Source organism: Paenibacillus sp. FSL H7-689 (genome assembly GCF_000517905.1).
In the GTDB taxonomy this organism is placed as follows: Bacteria; Bacillota; Bacilli; order Paenibacillales; family Paenibacillaceae; genus Paenibacillus; species Paenibacillus amylolyticus.
In genome coordinates, this window is the sequence record NZ_ASPU01000028.1 from 351,785 (window position 1) to 371,807 (window position 20,023).

A 20,023-nucleotide genomic window follows, 5' to 3' on the forward strand; every position below is an offset into this window, starting at 1 on the left:
CGTTTGAAAAGTAAACTCTCGGACGAAGATTCCACACTTTCTACTGCGTCTGTGTTAACAGCCGAAAGTCTGTAGTAACTTCCCCGAGAGTTATGTGAGTTGTATATTACCGATCGAGAGAATCAACATAGTCTTTGGCTTCCTTCAACGAAAGACCTCGGGCTTCACGCAGTCGTTTGATCGCCATAATTTTTTTCCCTTGTTGTATCAGTGTGAGCAGTTCCTGATCCAGATCCGTTTGGGTTGGTTGGCTTGTGTGGGAAAGAGATGCTTCTTTCGGCGACAAGGTGTAATTGAAGTCGGATCGGACGCTGTCGGTTGAACCGTTCTCCAGACGCTCGACATCTCTTTTCAATTCATTTAATTGGCGTTGCAGGCTGGTGACTCTGACCAGTAACACAAAGATCAGAAGCAGCAAAACGATCCATACCAAGGTGTTCATTTCCATGATGTAATGTGCCTCACTTTCATTTATTCATATTTAGCCATTATTTTAGTTGAACCGGGATTTCCTTGACACCACGAACATTCATACCAGGTCTCCATTCCAGTTCATTCACATCTGCCTGAAGCTGTATATTTGGAAAACGATTCAGAAGTGTGCTGACTGCAATCTCACCTTCCAGACGAGCAAGCGGTGCTCCCAAGCAGAGATGAATGCCTTTGCCAAAAGCCAGATGCGAACTCTTCTCGCGTGTGATATCGAAAATATCAGCATCCTTAAACTGCTGCTCGTCCCGGTTGGCGGAATCAAGCGCAACAATGACAAGATCACCTTGAGCGATACGTTGTCCACGGAATTCAATATCTTCCAGAGCCCAGCGGGATGTGCTGAACTCCACCGGTCCGTTATAGCGAAGCATCTCTTCAATGGCATTGTGAATAAGCTCGGGCTGGTTGATCAGCAGTTCGCGTTGCTCCGGATGCTCCAGCAGGGCGAGAATCCCATTTCCAATCAGATTCACGGTTGTTTCATGACCGGCAATAATTAATAAGGAGACAACGCCAAGCAGTTCTTGTTCAGTTAACTGCTGCCCGGATTCTTCCGCAATGACGAGCTGGCTGATCAGATCAGTGCCGGGATCTTGGCGAACTTTTGCAAACCAGGCCGTCAGGTAATCCGTTAACTCCCTGGCATGCTGCTCAAACAGCTCGGCACTCTTGGCTATGGAAGCATCAATTATCGTATTGGACCAGATGCGGAATTTGTCACGATCCTCAAGAGGGACTCCCAAAATTTCACTAATGACAATGATGGGCAGCGGGAAGGCAAAGTCATCGATCAGATTCATTTTTTCCTGTGACGGGAGGTTGTCCAGCAGTTCATCAGCAATGTCCTGAATATGGCTCCGCATGTCTGCGACCAGTTTGGGTGTGAATGCTTTCTGCACAAGTCCCCGAAGACGTTTATGATCCGGCGGATCGGAGAACAACATATTATTGGAGAAGATGCTTTGATTGTCAGCGCCGTAACGTCGGACCATATCTTTGCTGAAGCGAGGATCTTTCAGGATCTGAACTGCATCCTCGTATCGCGTAATAATCCAGCCGAATTCCCCGTGAGGAAACATGACTCTGAAAACAGGCTCCTCTTTTCTTAACATTTCATATACCGAGTAAGGGTTATGCGTGAATTCTTTCGTGAAAAACGCTGGCTTTGAGGACTCGTTGGATTCATTCGGATTCAAATGCAAAATCTCCTCTCATATTCCTGCATAATACCTGCACCCTCTATATATTCAATACACAAGCTTTTGAAACCTTGTTTTTGGTCCATATGGATGATAGAGCAGGAAAATAGAGGAAGATGGAAGAAGACATGGTAGAGAGAATCGGTTATTATGCTTGGTAAAAATGAAAATGAGGTGAACGCTGACATGTCTTACGCACAACTTCCTTTGCATCATCACCAGATTCCGGCAAGTCGAATGGTTCTTGGCTGTATGCGGTTTGGGGGTGAATGGGATGGGTTCCCCATTACTTCAGATCTTGTCGTAGAAGGTCATCGAGCGGTAGAAGCAGCTATTGAAATCGGCATTAATCACTTTGACCTGGCGGATATTTACACACGTGGTAAGGCAGAGCATGTCTTGGGGCGAGTTTTATCCGAAACTCCCGGCTTGCGTGAACAGATCATTATACAGTCGAAATGTGGTATACGTCTTGTGGGTGATGATGAAGGACCGCAGCGTTATGACACCTCAGGTGCACATATTCTGGCGAGTGTGGACGGTATCCTGGAACGGCTCGGCATCGAGCATCTGGATATTTTGCTGTTACATCGTCCTGATCCGCTCGCCCATCCGCAAGAGATTGGAGAAGCACTGGCTGAACTGCATCATTCCGGTAAAGTGCGCCATTTTGGTGTGTCCAACATGGGTTCTGAACAGATTCGCCTTCTTCAGCTTCATAGTAAAGTACCTCTGATTGTGAACCAGCTGGAGATGAGTCTGGATAAAATCGGATTCGTAGAGGCTGGTGTGACGGTAAATCGTCCTCAAGCCAGAGACAACGTGTTTCCCTATGGCACGATGGAATATTGTCAGGCAGAGCATATTCAACTGCAAGCTTGGGGTCCCCTTGCTCAAGGGCGATTTACTGGCAGGGTAGTTGAGGGACAGCGTCCTGAACTTGAGCATACGGCTCAATTAGTTGATCGAATGGCTAAGGAGCGTGGAGTTACACCGGAGTCTATTGTACTGGCTTGGTTAATGAAGCATCCAGCAGGGATTCAACCTGTCATTGGTTCGATTCGACCAGAACGTATTCTGGCCTGTCGTGATGCAACGAATATTGAACTTACCCGTTATGAGTGGTACGAGCTGTATTCCGCCTCATGCGGGCGTAGAATGTAAGTAGGAACTTCTAAGAGATTGGTTGTTTCGATCAAAATTCATAGATATTGGGTGAAATTTGAACATATAAGAAGACACAGGCTGCTGATGGCCTGTGTCTTCTTTGTAATAATGGGCTTCATTTGGTTGAAACACACGATCGAAAGTGTAATGATTCCTAAGGTCATATGGCCTACAATGCTTTTAAATGGGTAATAAGCATGCTGATTCTGATCCGAAACCAGTGTGTTGGCACGGCTGTAAGGATATTTCACCTTCATATTTGCGCTAGAGGCTATGTCCATGGACTTAGAAGAAGTGCTGATAAGAAGGACGTTTCAACCATTTTTATCGTTTTACCGGGTAGTTGCTGGAGTGCTGTGATAAAATGATAGGAATAAGAACATACGATCTGTTTACGTGAGAGGAGACACCTTGACGATGGAGATGCTTAAACCACCCGCCGAGACATTATACGAGGTTGAATTACGTGCGCTGCGAGAGGAAGATCAGGGGAAACGTCCCCCGAACTGGCTGTTATCTCCCGCCTATGTGCGCGATTTTATTATTGGCAGGGATAAACCTGCGTTATTAAATGGAGAAGAGATCACGATTACCCGCAAATTCTATGGCAATGACGTGTTAATTGAACGTGCAGTGGTTACTCTGGCAGGCAATCGAGGATTAATGCTCGTGGGAGAACCCGGGACAGCCAAGACCATGCTTAGCGAACTGCTGACCGCAGCGATCTCCGGTACCAGTCTAAACACGATTCAAGGTACAGCAGGCACAACAGAGGATATGATCAAGTATTCCTGGAATTACGCCATGCTGCTTGATAAAGGCCCTTCGGAAGCGGCACTTGTGCCATCACCGTTATATAACGGCATGAAGAAAGGTATTCTTACCCGTTTTGAAGAGATTACACGTTGTCCGGCTGAAGCGCAGGATAGTCTGATTAGTATTCTCAGTGACAAGGTCATGAGCATTCCTGAACTGGACGGTGGTGTACTGTTTGCCCAACCGGGATTTAACGTTATTGCTACAGCCAATATTCGGGATAAAGGTGTTAACGAAATGAGTGGTGCATTGAAACGCCGGTTCAATTTTGAAACGATCAAGCCCATTCATAACGTAAAGATGGAAGCCAAAATTATTGAGTCCCAGGCACGAAGCCTGTTATTACATAGTGGAATTGATATTGAAATTAACCCGGATGTGGTTGAATTGCTGGCTACAACATTCATGGAACTGCGCACCGGCATGACACGGGAAGGATACAAGCTCGATACCCCTCAAGCATCCATGAGTACGGCGGAAGCAGTGTCTGTCTATGTCCAGAGTGCGATGACTTCCTATTATTACGAAAATAAAGCTATTGCACTGGATCGGTTGGTGCAGAACATGCTGGGCACCATTGCAAAGGAAAACGACAAGGATCTGTCCATTCTCAAAACCTATTTCTCCAAGGTCGTAAAAGAGCGTTCCAGAGAAGAGGGAATATGGAAGGACTATTATGAGGAGAGAAAATGGATCGGTTAACAGCAGTTCTGGACCCTGATGTTGAGCAGTTACAATCCTTGTTCGAGTCCCAGGTATATAATCTGAGTAATCATACGGTCTATTATCCTATTAGACACCATAGCCCTGCATGTTCGTATCACTTGTTACGATTAATTGAGGAGTACAAGCCGGATATCATTTTGATTGAAGGACCGGAGAGTGGTAATCCATTAATTTCGGTGCTGAGTGATGAGGCAACGGTACCTCCTGTCAGTCTGTACTATACCTATGAGAGTGAATTGGAGAGAGAAGCTTGCTATTATCCGATGCTTCGTTATTCGCCTGAATATGTCGCTTTGAAAGAAGCAGAACGGCTGGATATTCCGGCGAAGTTTATTGACCTGGACTATCAACACTTCTCCACTCGTGCATCCAAATCCGGCCAGACAGAACAAAAGGAGATCTCCATTCAGGACGAAACCTTGCTTGCGGGGTCTGATTTCATCAACCGGTTGTGCCAAAAAACAAACTGCCGCAGTTTTGATGAATTGTGGGAAAAGGTGTTTGAAATTGGCGGTCTGGAGAAATCCACTCGGGCATTCGTGCAGGATGTATTCACGTATTGTACCTTATCCCGAATGTGTTATTCCACGGAACGATTACAGTCTTCAGGTGATCTGGCAAGAGAAGCACATATGAGACAACGTATTAATCAAGCGGTGCAGGAGCATGACCGTGTGCTTGTCATTACAGGTGGATTTCATACGTATGGACTGTTGATGTCAGAGCAACATGAATCCCAATTGGAACAGCCAGAAATGGATAAACGGCATACAGACCAACGTTTGGATGGACAAGGTAAACCAGGAACGTCTCAACAAAGTGAGGTTAATCCAGATACGGTTCACCAACAAATGTACCCAATGGTCTATACCTTTGCTGAAGCGGATCGGCTCAATGGATATGCGAGCGGCATGCCTTATGTAAATTATTACGATCAGATCTGGAACCAGCTGCTTCGCAAAAAGAGTACACCGTATAATCTAACGGCTCTGGACTTGTTATCTCGGCTGATGCGCCAATTACGGGATGGACTCGAGCATGTATCAACGAGTGATGCGATTGAGGCGTACGGCATGATTCAAGGTCTTGCCTGGCTTCGGGGTAAAAGGGAAGGCGGCGTCTATGAGTTAATGGATGCAGCACTCTCTTCCTTTGTGAAGGGGGAGCTTACCTTGGCGACCGATAAACCGCTGCAAGAGCTGCAGCGGTTATTGACAGGAGACGTCATTGGAAGCGTGGCTCCCAATTCATTCAGTATTCCCATCGTGGAGGACTTCAAGGCGCGTTGTACAGAGTACAAACTGCAGATTCGTACAACAGGTCAACACAAGAAAGTGCTGGATCTGTATGCGAAACCGGAGCATCGTCAGATAAGCCAATTGATTCAATGCATCACCTATCTGGTTCCGGAATTCGCGAAACGGCAATCAGGGCCGGACTGGATCGCAGAGCGTGATATGAATCTTGTGCGCGAAACCTGGGTTTATATGTACTCATCCCGCATTGAAGCCAGATTGATAGAGAACTCTCTATATGGTGGAACACTTGCCGGGGCGGCTACACGCAAAATGGAAGAACAGATGCAGGAAGTACCGGATCATCATAGCGGTGAACTTGCCCGACTCATGCTTCAAGCGCTGCTCATGGGACTTCAGGACACAGCGATGAAACTTTATGAACAGGTGCGCTCAGCGCTGAGAACCGACGGGAATTTCCTTTCCTTATGTAACAGTCTGCATGTCTTGAACCGAATTCATCAGCACCGCAGGTTGCTGGGACTATCTGACGAGCAACAACTCCCTGAGCTAGTATCCGAGGCTTACAGGAATGCCGTAGACAAGTTGTTACAGCTCTCCAGAGCCAATCCGGATGAACATGAAGCTATTATTCAGGGATTGAAGCTGTTAGCTATGCTCGCGGAGTCATCAGAGGAGAATTTTCAGGATGAGACATTCCGAATTCACCTGAATGAGCTTCTGTCGGATCAGCAGCTTCCGGCTCAGCTGGAGGGTGTGTGTGTGGCTATTTCCTCAGGGCTAGGTGACAGGCCCAGGGATGAGATTGTTGATCGTGCTCGCGGGTATATCCATGGTACACCGGATCAGACCCGTCAAACGGCACTTTTTTTGCAGGGAGTATTCACTGTAGCACGTGACGCTTTTTTATATGAAGATCAGCTGTTGTCTGAGTTGAATTATCTGATTGAACAGCTGTCATACGACGACTTCATCAGTATGGTACCGGAATTGCGGTTGGCATTCACCTACTTTACACCAATGGAGACGGGCTTGATTGCTGAACGGGTGGCGAGTCTGCATCAGGTTGAACCAGAGGAGATGTTGAGGCCTGCGGTCGATGAACAGATGCTGATTCAGTCCAAGACGTGGGATGAAGCGCTTCGAAAGGAGTTTGCCGCATGGAAGCTAATATGAATGAAGCGAATCGGACAACGGACGAAACCGGAGAAATCAATGAAAGTTCCAATCCGGATGGAAACAACCGAGGGGATCAACATTCTGCTGAAACCTTAAATCGATGGCGTCTGATTCTCGGTGAATCCGCTGAAGAAGGGTTGTGTAATACAGACCAATACACTTCGGCTGAATTTCAATATATGGAAATCGATGAGATTCTGGGGTATCTGTATAACCGTGAATACGGTGAAGAACAAGGTTATCGAAAAGAGGGAGGACGCGGTGCATCTAATCTGACTGTACCAAAATGGCTGCACAAAGTCAGGGACCTATTCCCCAAACCAACGGTCGAAATATTGGAGAAACAGGCGCTTGATCGTTATGGGCTGACAGAATTGTTAACGGACAAAAAGCTGCTTGAATCCCTTGAACCCAACATGAATCTGCTCAAGAATATTATGCAGTTCAAAGGACGGATGAAAGGTGAGGTGTTAAAAAGCGCCAAGGATATCGTGCGAACCGTGGTTGAAGAGCTCCGCAGCAAGCTGGAATCGCAGATCCGAGCCAGTATCATGGGCAAGCGCAGTCGCTATACCTCCAGTTCAGTACGATCCTTACGCAATCTGAATTTCAAGCGAACCATCACCAAGAATTTGAAAAATTACGATAAAAACAAGCGCAGATTTGTGATTGATCGTCTGTATTTCGACGGGAGTATACAGCCTCATAACAAGTGGAACATCGTCATTGGTGTGGACGAAAGTGGCAGTATGCTGGATTCAGTCATCTACAGTTCGGTGATGGCCAGCATCTTCTACCGTTTGAATGCGTTGCGCACCCAATTATTCATATTTGATACGCAGGTTGTTGATCTGAGCGACAGGCTGGAAGACCCCGTAGACGTGCTCATGAATGTACAGCTCGGCGGGGGCACACATATTACCAAAGCGCTGCGATATGGCGAAACGTTAATCGATAATCCAGGCAAAACCATCTTTATTCTGGTCAGTGATCTGGAGGAAGGGTACCCGATCGCGCAAATGTATAAAGCCTGTAAAGATATTATCGATGCAGGATGCAAGCTACTGGTTCTCACCGCGCTCGATTTTAACGGGGATTCAGTCTATAACAAACATGCCGCACAGACATTAACCAATATGGGGGCACATGTAGCAGCAATTACGCCTAACGAACTCGCGGATTGGATTGGCGAGATTATCACTTAAATTCAAGGAGGAATGTGTAATGCTTACCGCAGACCGCGCAGTTGAAACTTTGGTGGAGAAATTCGCAGTAACCTGTTCAAACGAGTATTCATTAAAAACAGATCGAAGCTCCGAAATTATCGATTACGTCTTGGGAACGACAGACAAGTTTCCGGATATGATGGGAAATTCGAGTCATTATGTGTATCAAACGATTGATCTGCTCATGAAGCTTGCCAAAAAAGACGATGGAGATATCTTTTACCGTGCCGGGGCTATTGTGATATATCTGGAATCCAATTATTCCAAAAGAAATTCATGGAGAACGGATGCCTTTACTGTCTGTATGGGAAATGACTCTGAAGCCTACGGATTAAGCGGGAAGAGCAAAAGTGCTGATCGTATGGATGGATTGTTGTCCCGGTTGGAGAAGATCAAACAGTTTGCAGGCGAGAACGAAATTTTGACTGAATTAAAGAGTAAATTAAAGCGTGCCCAGTGGCTTTTTGATTCCAAAAAAGCGGACAGTCAAGGGGATTACCGGGATGTAATTAATGCATTAATGCTGCTGCAATTATATTCAAGACTCAGTGACACGGCTTCTCATCTTGCAGAGGTTCAATCTTCTGTTCAATCGTTACCAGTGTTGTTTCAACATGTAATGGCTAATGATCCAGATAAGTTGCGGGACGAGTTACATACGTTGATTGAACCTGTAGTGGTCAGTAATATTCAAGGAAAGCATAACGGATCTTCCCAAGAATTGAAGGATGAATTCCTCAAGGAGAAGCGTAGTCAGCTCATAGCTGAACTGTATCCCAATACGTCTTTCTCTTCAAAAGAGCAATGTTCAAACACAGTATTCCATCAAACTATGGTACTTGTGAGTGGTGCCTTGTTGTACCTGATTAACATTAGTGGAGGTAAACAACGGTTCCTTGATACAAATAGTGAGATTGGGCATGTTTTGCTTCACACAGTACATCAATTACATGAGATTTATCCACTTGAAGTTCGCCGTTACTTGCTGAGTATGGACCCTAGAGCCAAGAGTCCAAATGATCTGCTTGCTGGACTTGTGCCTCTGGATGAACCTTATCAGTTGGTTGAAATGTTGCGGGACGAGCTTAATTCGTACACGGTATCTTGGAACATGTTACAATCCGCGATCGCGAATCGTCCTGAACAAGCGATTCGAGCATACGAGATTATCAAACCGCCATTCCTCAAACTCTGCATTCAGAAATTCATGGAGGATCAAGGATTGACATTGCCTAATGCGGAGGGGTCACTGGAGCAAGCGGTATTTAACGCTCTTCGGCATCCTTTGGACGGGGGACGTCAAGGACTTGCGATTGCAAGATACTTAAGTGGGGAAAACACCCTGGAGGAATATTGGGAGGACCCAAATAGTCGCGGGTTGTTTAATCAACTGAATCGGGATAAGAAGCGTGTTCACAACCTCATTAGTATTAGTTTTCTGCCCTTGGATTCGGAGGCGATGCGCAGGTTTGCAATCCTGACTACTCATCCCGATTGGACATTGGATATTATCTCGGACATGTACAATTCATACGCTTTTAGTGGAGAGCAGCTGCTTCAACGTTACGGGCAAGACCCTGAGGTGCAACGTGAGAAATTGCTAACCAGCCTGATCTCACTTAATGGCATGACCGACTACAGATACAAATCGATGCCGCATGACGAATACCGCCGAATCATTCAGCAGAATCTGGAGTATGCACTGACACAGTACAAGAAACTGCCAACAGATACACGCATTTTAATTCTGGAGATTACCTTTGAACAGCGTGATGAGTTATCGAAGAAAATATTGGCCGAAGCGATTCGTGCCGGATTGCAGGATTCTTCCAAAAAGGCCAACGGCGTGGCGTTAGCGGAATTCAACCGAATTCCTGATCAGGACTTGTATACGCTCGTATACCTCTCGGAGAAAAAAGTGGCGATCAAAGAAATGGCTCTGACTGCAATCCGCAGTCTGGAAAACAGCAAGGAACTGTACGGTGAACTTTTGAAGAAAGAGAAGTCCGACGATTGGAAGAGCTTGATCCAAATTCTGCTGGATACCGCAGATCTAAGTCCAGAGTATGCCCATGCTGCACTCGCTGATCAGGCGGATGCCAAAAAGTTGTCGAGACTGAGCTGGTTGTCCTTGAAAGATCTCCCTTCACTGATACGTATTGAAGACAATCAGCCTTTAGATGAGCGGATTAAACAGTATGCTTTGGTCCAATCATTGGATCATACATCCGGTCCTAATGAACGGTTGAATGAATTACGAGATTACGTAAGTGAGGCATCGCTCGCTCGTTTTGCAAGTGAACTGCTTCAGGTCTGGATTCAGGAAGGTGCTCCTGCAAAAGAGAAATGGGTGATGTATGTATCAGCACTCTTTGGCGATATTCACATTGTGAATATTCTGGCTCCGCAAATTAAGGAATGGACGGAAAACAGTCGTGGCGCGATTGCAGCAGATGCTGTGAAAGTGCTCGCTTACCTGAAAGATCCATCTGCTCTAATGGCGATTGACAAAATCAAACGTGGGGTGAAGAACCGTCAGGTGAAAGGTGCAGCCGAGGAAGCGTTGCAGCTTGCAGCGGATAATATGGGACTTACCTCGGAACAACTCGAAGATCGGCTGGTCACTACACTTGGTTTTGATGAAAAAGGAACCATGCAGCTGAGTTACGGAGAGCGCTCCTTCCTGGTTAAGGTCAATGGAGACTTACAAGTCGTTGTCTTAAATGAAGAAACAGGAAAATCCGTGAAGAGTCTGCCTGCTCCTGCACAGAAAGATGATCCTGAATTGGCAGCGCAGTCCAAGGCACGTTTCACACAACTGAAAAAAGATCTCAAATCCATGGTTAACATTCAGGCGCAGCGTCTGGAAGAGTCATTGTCCAAGCAACGTCTGTGGTCTGCCGATGAGTGGAAAGCATTGTTTGTACAAAATGTAATCATGCAAAAATTTGCTGTTGGTCTGATCTGGGGAACGTATGAGGATGGCGCTCTGATCAGCACGTTCCGTTATATGGAGGATGGCACCTTCAATTCTGTGGATGAAGATGAGGTTGATCTGCCTTCAGGTGCGCAGGTGGGACTTATACACCCGCTGGAACTGGATCAGGCGACGCTTGAAGGTTGGACAACGCAGTTGGAGGATTACGAGATCAAGCAGCCATTCGAGCAATTAAATCGTGAGATTCACCAACCAGAAGATGAGGATAAAACGAAGAATGAATACGATCATCTGCCCGAGTCTGATTTTTCACCAACGGCTTTCCCCAAAGCACTGGAGAAATACGGTTGGATCAAAGGACCGGCACAGGACGGCGGCTGGTTTCATGAATTTTATAAAGAGTACGGAGATCTTGTTGCGGAATTGCAATTCAGTGGTACGAGCATCACGTATTACGAGGGATTGGATGACATTACCCTGGAATCCCTACATTTCTTCAAACCGAATAACAAGCAATATTATTACTATGGGGACAATAAACCCATTGCTCTAGGCAATGTTCCAGGTCGCGTGTTCAGTGAAACGATCTACGATATTCTGAGAGCAACGGGGCGTTGATGACGTGAGTGGATTCAAGGAAAAATTCCGGATTTTTTCGAAGCTGTGTACGGAGGATTATTTGATTCGGTATGCCAACAAGGGGTTGTACAAAAGGTCTTTGAAGGAGTTGGACAACGGTGTAAGTGTAACATACACATGGAATGAAGCAGCAGTGAGTTGTCAGCTCAGTGACGGGACACACTGTACGCTTGAAAATACGCTGGATCATTGGGAATGCTCCTGCCCGGCCGATCATATCTGCAAGCATGTGCTGATTGCAATTCTGTATGATCAACGGGAATATACGGCAGAGGATTCAATGAATGCAGACGAGAAGCATGCGCTGGATAAGGACACAGGGATATCGGATAATGATCCGTTGGACGTACCAAAAAACGTATCAGTAACAGAATCAGCATCAAACTTAGTATCAAACGTGGACGATCCAAGCGAAATTCCGCATACAGTATCACGTGAGATCGAGTCTCGCTTCCGCTGGATGACAGAGTCTGACCTTCCCGTGTTAATTAAATCGTATAGTTCTTCCATGATTGAGGAAGTTGTTTTCCGACTGAGATACCCAGAGGAAATTAAGATCTTTGAAGATTCACTTCTTACGGTTCATCTGACCACCCAGAATATCGAGGTGTCTTTTACTGAGGAAGCGAACCTTGCAAAAGCACTATGTAAGGTGCAGCAGACAGCCGGGAAAATGGCCAAGCTTGAAGCTTTGTTACGGTACCGGAACCTAAAAGGCCTAGATGATAGGGATGCATTAAGTGGACGGGTGTACGAAGCCAAGTTCTCTCTTCAGACAGTGCAGGAATGTCGGGTTATGCTGGCAGGATTGTTGAAGACGGGACTAGCCCGCCTTCCTCAGTCCTATATGGCACAACTGGAGACTCTGGCAATTGCAGCTCATAGTGGCAACCTGCCTGACATAGAACGCAGTTTACGAGGGATTCAAGGGGAACTACAGTTGTTTTTCAACAGACATATACGTTTCTCCATGCAATCCATGTTGGATCGGGTAAGCAAGCTGCATCTTGCACTCCAGGTTCTTGAAGAAGAAAAGGTGTCTGCCATTCAGCAGAGTCAGCTCATTGGCAGTTTTCGAAGTAAATACTATACGGTGCCTTCACTTCATCTGTATGGACTGGGAGCTGACGCGTGGGAGACACGATCCGGTTTCCGTGGAATCACCTATTATTTCTATTGTTTCGATGATGAGGAAATCTACACTTATAGCGATGTACGTGCTGTATATTATGATGATCAGCAGTTCTCGTATACAGAGCATTATGGTGCATTCACACCATGGTTGCCTAATCTGACCTTTCGCCAGTTCGTGGGTGAAGAAGTTCAATTCCATACAGTTAAAGTGAATGAAGAACGCCGGATCTCTTCCGGGGAAGGTGCCAAGCTTGCGATTTTGCCACGAACGGGTGTGGAAACGTTGAATCTGGGCAAAACCATGCAAGATGTAACGACTGTACTTCAAGAGGAATCGCGGTCGTTCGACTTGTTTGCTGCTCCCAAAGAACGATTGGCTGTAATCAAAGTTGCTCGAATCGTGGACCATAGCTTTGTCAAACAAACGCAGGAGCTTGTCCTGACGGTTGAGAATACCGAAGGGGAAAGATTGGCACTCACTCTCCCGTATTCATCTGACTGGCAGGCGATGATCCAAAGACTGGAGTCAGGATATGGTTCCCAATCGCTTGAACACTTCTATGCCTTTGTGCGTGTGGAACCAAAACGCATTAGCCCAATCAGTTTCCTGAAAGGCAAAACGGTGCTCAGTCTGAAACTGGATATCGGTAATGGGAGGATGGGCAGACTTGGAAGAATATAATCAGTTTATGCAGAAAATTAACGGCTGGTCAGAAGAGTTGCTCCTGCGCGGGTTATCTCAGTTTACGATCCGAGATATTGAGGTACTTGAGCAGCTCACAGCGGAATCCTTGCGGTTGCAGATGAGTTTCCTGCATGAGTTGTTGAATCACCTCATTAAGGAAGGGCGTAGCGTGGCTCTTGGACAAGGTAATGAAGAGTTGCTGTTATTTCAGTATTGTCGTCTCACCCAATATGTACAATTGAGTGTGCAAGAAGAGGCGTAATATTGGTTAGTATTCCAAGCGAAGACCCATGAGAGCGATATGATGTAATAAACAAGATGTATTACAAGATGTATTATAGGATAAAAAAAGATTTGTAGAAGACCACAAGGTCACTGCAAATCTTTTTTTATCGTGGAGTAAGTAAAAGTCATTTGCCAAACGAATATAGGTAGGAAGCACGGATCAACACGAGCACTCGTGATCATATGAGCATGGAAGGGAGGGGACATGTAATCGTGGAAGAAGAACAGATACGGAAGGCAGTAGCGAATCGTGATCCTGAAGCCATGGAATGGGTGATGAACCACTACGCAGGTTTGTTATGGAAGATTGCTCATTCCATCCTACATCATGCATCGACAGAAGAGATTGAAGAATGCGTAGCAGATACATTTTTTGCTTTTTGGCAGAATCCGGATGCATTCCAGTCTAGGCGAAGTAGCCTGAAAAATTACCTTGCAACAATCACAAAACATAAAGCGATTGATCGCTACCGGAAACTTAATCGAAGAACTGAGCTTACATATGAAGAGGAGATTCATTCGGTGCAAACGGATGATTTGTTGGTTCAGATGATCAGTAAAGAGACATATACGGAACTTAATCAAATGATTGAATCTTTTCCAGAACCGGAACGGGAGATTATGAAACGTCGGTTTTACGAAGGACAGAGACCCCATGAGATATCGGAAGCATTGTCCCTACACGTTAGGCAAGTCCATAACAAGCTTTATCGCTCCAGGCAACGATTGAGGACATGGTGGATGAATAGGAAATAAAGGAGGCGATCAAATGCGAAAATCCGAAAAAGAATTCACTGAGCAGAACCTCTTTAATATTAAAAAGTTGTTCTATGATAAATTGGCGATGAATGAACCACCAACCGTTACGAGATCAGATTCATCATTTTATCCACCTATATTATATCCATCCGCTCCATCCGCACAGACCAAGAAGTCCATGAATAAAAGAAAAAGGTATCGCAAAGCCATCTATATTCCTGTAACCGCTGCGTTATCGTTATGTCTTGTTACAGGGGCAGCTGCATCGGTGGGCATCATTGATCTGTCTACTGTTCTTCATTTTCTAGGTGTAGATCGGATTGGCATTCTTCAGCCTGTTCATCAGGTGAGTGAAGATCAAGGGATTCGAATGGAGGTTATAGGTGCTGTCAGGGACGGAGATACAACGGAAATCTATGTTTCATTATCGGATCTGACGGGTCATCGCATTGACGATACACTGGATGTATATGATTACAGGGTCACCGGAGGTAATGCAAACAACGCTCAGATTATTCATTATGATGAAGCTAATAAAACGGCTATTGTCCGATTTCTCATTCAAGGAAAAGTGAGCAAAAATCGAATTACCGTTCAGATTAATACGCTGATGTCCGGTACATCTCTTCAAGATGGTTACAACGTACAAGTGGACTGGGAGAAGTTGCTACATGAAAAGCAAATCAATAGCTATGATATCCTGGATCGAGATCGTATAAGTGGCTGGGGAGGTGAAATTGATATTCAAATGGAAACCGATCCAATTCCGGTATTGCATCAGGATGTAACGAATATCCCTGTTGAGGGTATTAATTGGGTGCATATTTCCAATATGGGTTTTGTGGAGGGCAAGTTACACATTCAGATTAATCCGGATAATGAGATTGGCGAGTATAATCATGGATACTTCTACTTCACGGATGAGCAAGGTCAAAAGCTCGATATTCCCCAATATTCTATTAGCTACGGGAGATACATGAAAAATGGAGTAGACATTGGTGGGGATTACGATGAGTATGTGTATGATCTGTCCGCTGTTAACGAATTAGATAAGCTGAGACTTCAAGGCAACTTTACGAGTATTAGTGAAGTTATACAAGGGAATTGGAAAACGACCTTTAACTTGAGTGAAAATGGTTTGAGTAAAACAGGAAACGTTCAGCTTGATGCAAATGGAGCCTCACAGGCAAATGTTACTCTTTCCGCAGTTGGCGTCACGCTTACAGGTGAGGCACTGAGCAAGATTCGGGTGGAGGACTTGAGTATTGAAGTTCACCTGAAGGATGGTACAAAGTTGTCTGGCGCATCCGGTTTCCTCCAGCTGGATCAGGATCTCATTAAGTGGATATCCCCTAAGACCATTCCGGTGAATGATGTGAGCTACCTGCTAATCAATGGGGAGAGAGTAACTTTACAAGATGAATAATTAAAAAGTGAATTAAAAATCGGTGGATAAGTGCGATCGGAAGTTTGTTCTGTCATCAGAGTGGTAAGTGTGAGTATTCTTTAGTTCAACTTATATAAAATGAATTACATGTCATATCCCGATTTATGACGCATACCATTAGGCGAATGCGGTCATAAGGGAGGAAACTGAGATGTCCATGAGCGAACCGCTGTTAACGCAAATTGTGAAACAACATATTCCGGCTGGTGCAACGGTCGTCACTATTGATAAACCTGTTCAACATCCAGCGATCTATGCGGCAGATCTTACCGGTGACGGTATGCCGGAGATTGCTGCAGTCTATCAGTTGAATGGTGAGCTGTATTTGCTCATTCTGAAATTTGTTCAAGGATATTGGATCAAGATGGCACTAATTAAGGGATTGGGGTATGGGGTGACTTTAATGACTGCAGCCCCTGTAACTTCAACGGCAAGGAACAATCTCATTATCGGTTGGCGGATTGGTTCTATTTGGTCTAAGCTTGCCGTATATGAGTGGACGGAATCCGGGCTCAAAGATCTGGCGCCTGACGATCTATACTATAGCTATGCAGAGATTATAGATATGCCTGGTCCACATGGCCGTGATGGGAAAGTGGAGATTGCACTCTGGATACATGACACAGGGGAAGCCTATCGTGTGGAGATTATCCGATGGCAGAATGGGAAATGGGTTCCTGCACCGGACGTATATGCAACCTATTATCCCAAAGTGGTGCAATATTACGAGCAACTAACCCAGCAATATCCTGATTATATCTTTTACTGGTATTACCTTGCGGATGCTCAGTACCATGCCGGCCAGTATCCGGCAGCACTTGCTTCCGTTCAAAAAGCACTCAGCTTCCCGGAAGCGTATCCTTCCAGAGAGGTACTACAAGAGCTGGAAAAGAAAATTAAGCAGGCGATGGTCCCTATAAGCCATGCCCGGGTAACGACATGGTTATATCCAATCTCCGTTCGAACCACGAGTGGGACGCGTTGGGGGTATATGGATGCACAAGGCCACATTCGGCTTGAACCGGTACTGGATGACGCGCAAGAGTTTCAGCCCAATGGATTGGCTGTGGTTGTGAAGGACGGTCGTGCCGGCGTTATTAATCTTCAGGGGCAGTATGTCGTTCAACCTGTATACGATTCCATCAATTCCTTTTCCGAAGAACGGGCGATAACAATTGATTCTCAAGGATTTAAGATGATTAATGAACAAGGTACAGTCCTGACCAAACGGGCGTACCCGTACATCTCAAATATGAACGACGGTCGAGCGTTGTTTTACGATTCTAATCCTGGTCAGGCAGATGGATCGGTGAGTCGGTATGGTTATTTGGATGCGTCGGGCAATGAGGTGATACCTGCACAGTTCGCTTCTGCGAACGATTTTCAAGATGGCAAAGCGGTTGTGCAGATCAAGGACAATGAATATGCGCTCATTAATCGCAATGGACATCGGCTCGCAACGTATCCATATGCCTATGTGGGACCACTGGGGGATGGATTGCTTGCTTTTCAAAAAGAAGCATCGGGCAAATATGGCTACATCGACGAACGGGGTAATATTCGCATTCAGCCCAAGTTTTCATCGGCATTTCCTTTTAGCGGCGGGCAAGCGATTGTTAATACAGCAGAGGACTACAAATCGATCTACGGTGTTATTAATACGGAGGGATCGTTTATCATTCAACCCGCCTATAATGACATCCGCGAACTAGGCGAGCATCGTTATGCGCTAGGGCAAGCAATTAATCCGGAGCAGCCGTATATTGGCTCTGTATACGCGATTGCAGATACCAATGGCAGAAGACTTACGGAGTTCCTATATCGCGAAGTAGGCAATTACAAAAACGGCCTTGCTTCCGCATCGGATGGCAGACAAACCTATCTGCTGGATCTGAGTGGAAGACCTGCCGCTGGGTATCCACATGTAGAGGGTTCGGGTACGCTGGAGGTCGTGGCACCAGATCTGATTAAGGCCTATGTAGACCAGCGCTTATCGTATGTGAATCGGGCCGGACAGATCATCTGGAGACAAAATACAATCGTTCCACTTCATCCGCCGTACCGTGTACGCGAAGAGAAATACAAGCCGAACAGGGACTATCTCGTATATTTTCCGCAGGTGGAGGGATTAACGAACCAAGCGGAGCAAATTGCGCTGAATGCCAAGTTGAAGCAGCTCTCTCAGGTTAAACCGATTCCTGCTGATCAGCAGCTGGATTACACGTATACAGGGGATTTTGATATTACGTTCTATCAGCAGCAATTGCTGCAACTGCAACTCACAGGTTATAACTACCCGGCGGGTGCAGCGCATGGTATGCCTACGATGATCTATGCAATCATTAATCTGACGAATGGTCAGTTGTATGAGTTGAAGGATTTATTTAAACCGAATAGTGACTATGTAAACGTGTTGAGCCAGATTGTGGGGGATCAGATCAAAAATGATCCTCAATACTCGTATGTGTTTCCGGACACCTATACGGGGATTAGTGCGGATCAGCCGTTTTTTGTCACAGCGGATGCTCTGCATCTCTACTTCAACCCGTATGATATCGCACCCTATGCGGCAGGGTTTCCAACGTTTGCGATTCCTTTTGTCCAGATCAAGGATATCATTAATACAGAAGGTTCGTTCTGGAAAGCTTTCCATGAGTGATTGAGGGTACAGCCAACATTTTAACGAAAATATACGCTAAGGACGTTAAGGCGCAAAGACAGCGGATTTTTCTGCTTTAAGCAAATGTCCGCTGATACTTAGCGTATAAAACAGTCAAAATGTTGGCGCTACCCCATATAGAACTACTATAAATCAATCATTCCATCCTTTACATACATCAATCCACTCTGAATAACTAGAGTATTTTTCTAATTGTTCTATTGTAAGTTCAATAGCACTATTGCTACTCCCGCAAGCTGGATAGATTGTGTCAAAACGTTTTAGAGATATGTCTAGATAAACAGAAACATCATTTTTAATAGCAAATGGACAAACACCTCCAATGGCATGACCAACCATATCAATGGCTTCATCAGGAGAAAGCATTTTTGCTTTTGTTTTGAAATACTCTTTGAATTTTTTGTTATCCACTTTTGCATCCCCGGCAGCAACCACTAAAACAGCTTGTCCATTCACCATAAAAGAAAGTGTTTTTGCGATTCTCTCTGGCTCACAACCTAATGCAGATGCAGCCAAATCCACGGTTGCACTAGATACTTCAAATTCGATAATTTGAGAATCCATACCATATTGTTTAAAAAAATCTTTTACTTTTTCAATTGCCATAATCATCACACCTCATTTTTAAAATATTTTCTAGAAGATCATAGATGAAACTTGCCTATGTTCTTGGGTAAAAAATCATGTTGTAAATGACACATGGTTCTTGATAGGGATTATTATAGGAATGAAAAACATTAGCACGAAAGCGGAGTGCTTGATTTTCTTTTAGAACAATTTTTTTTGTGTTGACTACCAGCTCTAACATACCTTGTAGCACAAAAACATATTCTTCCACACCTTCAAGGTGCCTTTCAGATGGATGGTGACACCCAGGATCAAATTCGATATAAAATATCTCAACGTTACGGGTAGGGTCAAAAGGAAAAACAGGAAATGCTCTCATTTTTCCATCATTTTCAATGATAGCGTCTTTGGACCGTGTATCAACCACATTGCACTCATCTTCTAGCTCTTCCAATAATAAAGATAAAGGAACTTTTAAGCCGACTGCGATTTTCCAAAGAGTTGTAATCGTTGGTGAAGACTGTCCTCTTTCAATTTGTCCAAGCATAGGCTTACTTACATCAGTAAGTTTAGAAACATCTTCAAGTGTAAGATTTCTCGTTGCTCGTATTTCTTTTAACCGTTCTCCAATAGTTAATACTGGCGATTGCATTGCATCACTCCTTTTGTATGTTATAACATGTTAAAGTGTAATATAACATACTAACAATTGATTTCAATAGGCGGCAGTTTAATGATGTAAGTAACTCCTTCACATATTTATCCATACGAAATGGAAAATATTACGGGAGTTACAGATCAAAGAAGTCATATTTATCTATACAAGTA

14 protein-coding genes are annotated in these 20,023 nt (G+C 45.0%); 10 read left to right on the forward strand and 4 right to left on the reverse strand.

Annotated elements, in window-relative coordinates:
• Positions 1-106 precede the first annotated feature (106 nt).
• Positions 107-448: a ribosomal protein L7/L12 gene (locus tag C170_RS21215; protein WP_036613844.1), complete on the reverse strand. Its 342-nt coding sequence runs from the start codon at positions 446-448 to the stop codon at positions 107-109.
• A gap of 40 nt (positions 449-488) precedes the next feature.
• Complete coding sequence (locus tag C170_RS21220) at positions 489-1,688, reverse strand: cytochrome P450 family protein (protein WP_036613845.1); 1,200 nt, start codon at positions 1,686-1,688, stop codon at positions 489-491.
• Between the two features lie 189 nt (positions 1,689-1,877).
• On the opposite strand from C170_RS21220, the gene C170_RS21225 reads away from it, so the two are divergent.
• The 10 genes from C170_RS21225 (at position 1,878) to C170_RS21270 (ending at position 18,607) form a co-directional block, all read left to right on the forward strand.
• Positions 1,878-2,855, forward strand: coding sequence for an aldo/keto reductase (locus C170_RS21225; protein ID WP_036614009.1), 978 nt, complete (start codon positions 1,878-1,880; stop codon positions 2,853-2,855).
• A gap of 420 nt (positions 2,856-3,275) precedes the next feature.
• Positions 3,276-4,376, forward strand: a complete 1,101-nt coding sequence (locus C170_RS21230) for an ATP-binding protein (RefSeq protein WP_036613847.1) — start codon at positions 3,276-3,278, stop codon at positions 4,374-4,376.
• Entirely contained in the window at positions 4,364-6,832 is a 2,469-nt protein-coding gene (locus C170_RS21235) for a DUF5682 family protein (protein ID WP_036613849.1), read from the forward strand. Before C170_RS21230 ends, C170_RS21235 begins: the two co-directional genes overlap by 13 nt.
• Entirely contained in the window at positions 6,817-8,040 is a 1,224-nt protein-coding gene (locus C170_RS21240) for a VWA domain-containing protein (RefSeq protein ID WP_235200810.1), read from the forward strand. The genes C170_RS21235 and C170_RS21240 overlap by 16 nt, the downstream gene beginning before the upstream one ends.
• 19 nt (positions 8,041-8,059) lie before the next feature.
• Positions 8,060-11,617 (forward strand): DUF4132 domain-containing protein, encoded by a 3,558-nt coding sequence (locus C170_RS21245; protein WP_036613850.1) that lies wholly within the window; start codon positions 8,060-8,062, stop codon positions 11,615-11,617.
• Positions 11,618-11,621: 4 nt separating this feature from the next.
• Positions 11,622-13,454, forward strand: coding sequence for a hypothetical protein (locus tag C170_RS21250; RefSeq protein WP_036613851.1), 1,833 nt, complete (start codon positions 11,622-11,624; stop codon positions 13,452-13,454).
• Positions 13,441-13,719 (forward strand): hypothetical protein, encoded by a 279-nt coding sequence (locus C170_RS21255; RefSeq protein WP_036613852.1) that lies wholly within the window; start codon positions 13,441-13,443, stop codon positions 13,717-13,719. Before C170_RS21250 ends, C170_RS21255 begins: the two co-directional genes overlap by 14 nt.
• A gap of 236 nt (positions 13,720-13,955) precedes the next feature.
• Complete coding sequence (locus tag C170_RS21260; protein WP_036613854.1) at positions 13,956-14,498, forward strand: sigma-70 family RNA polymerase sigma factor; 543 nt, start codon at positions 13,956-13,958, stop codon at positions 14,496-14,498.
• A gap of 13 nt (positions 14,499-14,511) precedes the next feature.
• Entirely contained in the window at positions 14,512-15,927 is a 1,416-nt protein-coding gene (locus C170_RS21265; protein WP_036613856.1) for a DUF4179 domain-containing protein, read from the forward strand.
• A gap of 172 nt (positions 15,928-16,099) precedes the next feature.
• Positions 16,100-18,607 carry a WG repeat-containing protein gene (locus C170_RS21270; protein ID WP_036613857.1) on the forward strand — a complete coding sequence of 836 codons (2,508 nt, stop codon included), beginning with the start codon at positions 16,100-16,102 and terminating at the stop codon, positions 18,605-18,607.
• 153 nt (positions 18,608-18,760) lie between these two features.
• Here the strand turns inward: C170_RS21270 and C170_RS21275 are convergent, their stop codons facing one another.
• On the reverse strand, positions 18,761-19,234 hold the full coding sequence (locus tag C170_RS21275) for a YbaK/EbsC family protein (RefSeq protein ID WP_036613858.1): 474 nt from the start codon (positions 19,232-19,234) through the stop codon (positions 18,761-18,763).
• A 55-nt stretch (positions 19,235-19,289) separates the two neighbouring features.
• Positions 19,290-19,847, reverse strand: a complete 558-nt coding sequence (locus tag C170_RS21280) for a helix-turn-helix domain-containing protein (protein WP_036613859.1) — start codon at positions 19,845-19,847, stop codon at positions 19,290-19,292.
• Positions 19,848-20,023: the final 176 nt, after the last annotated feature.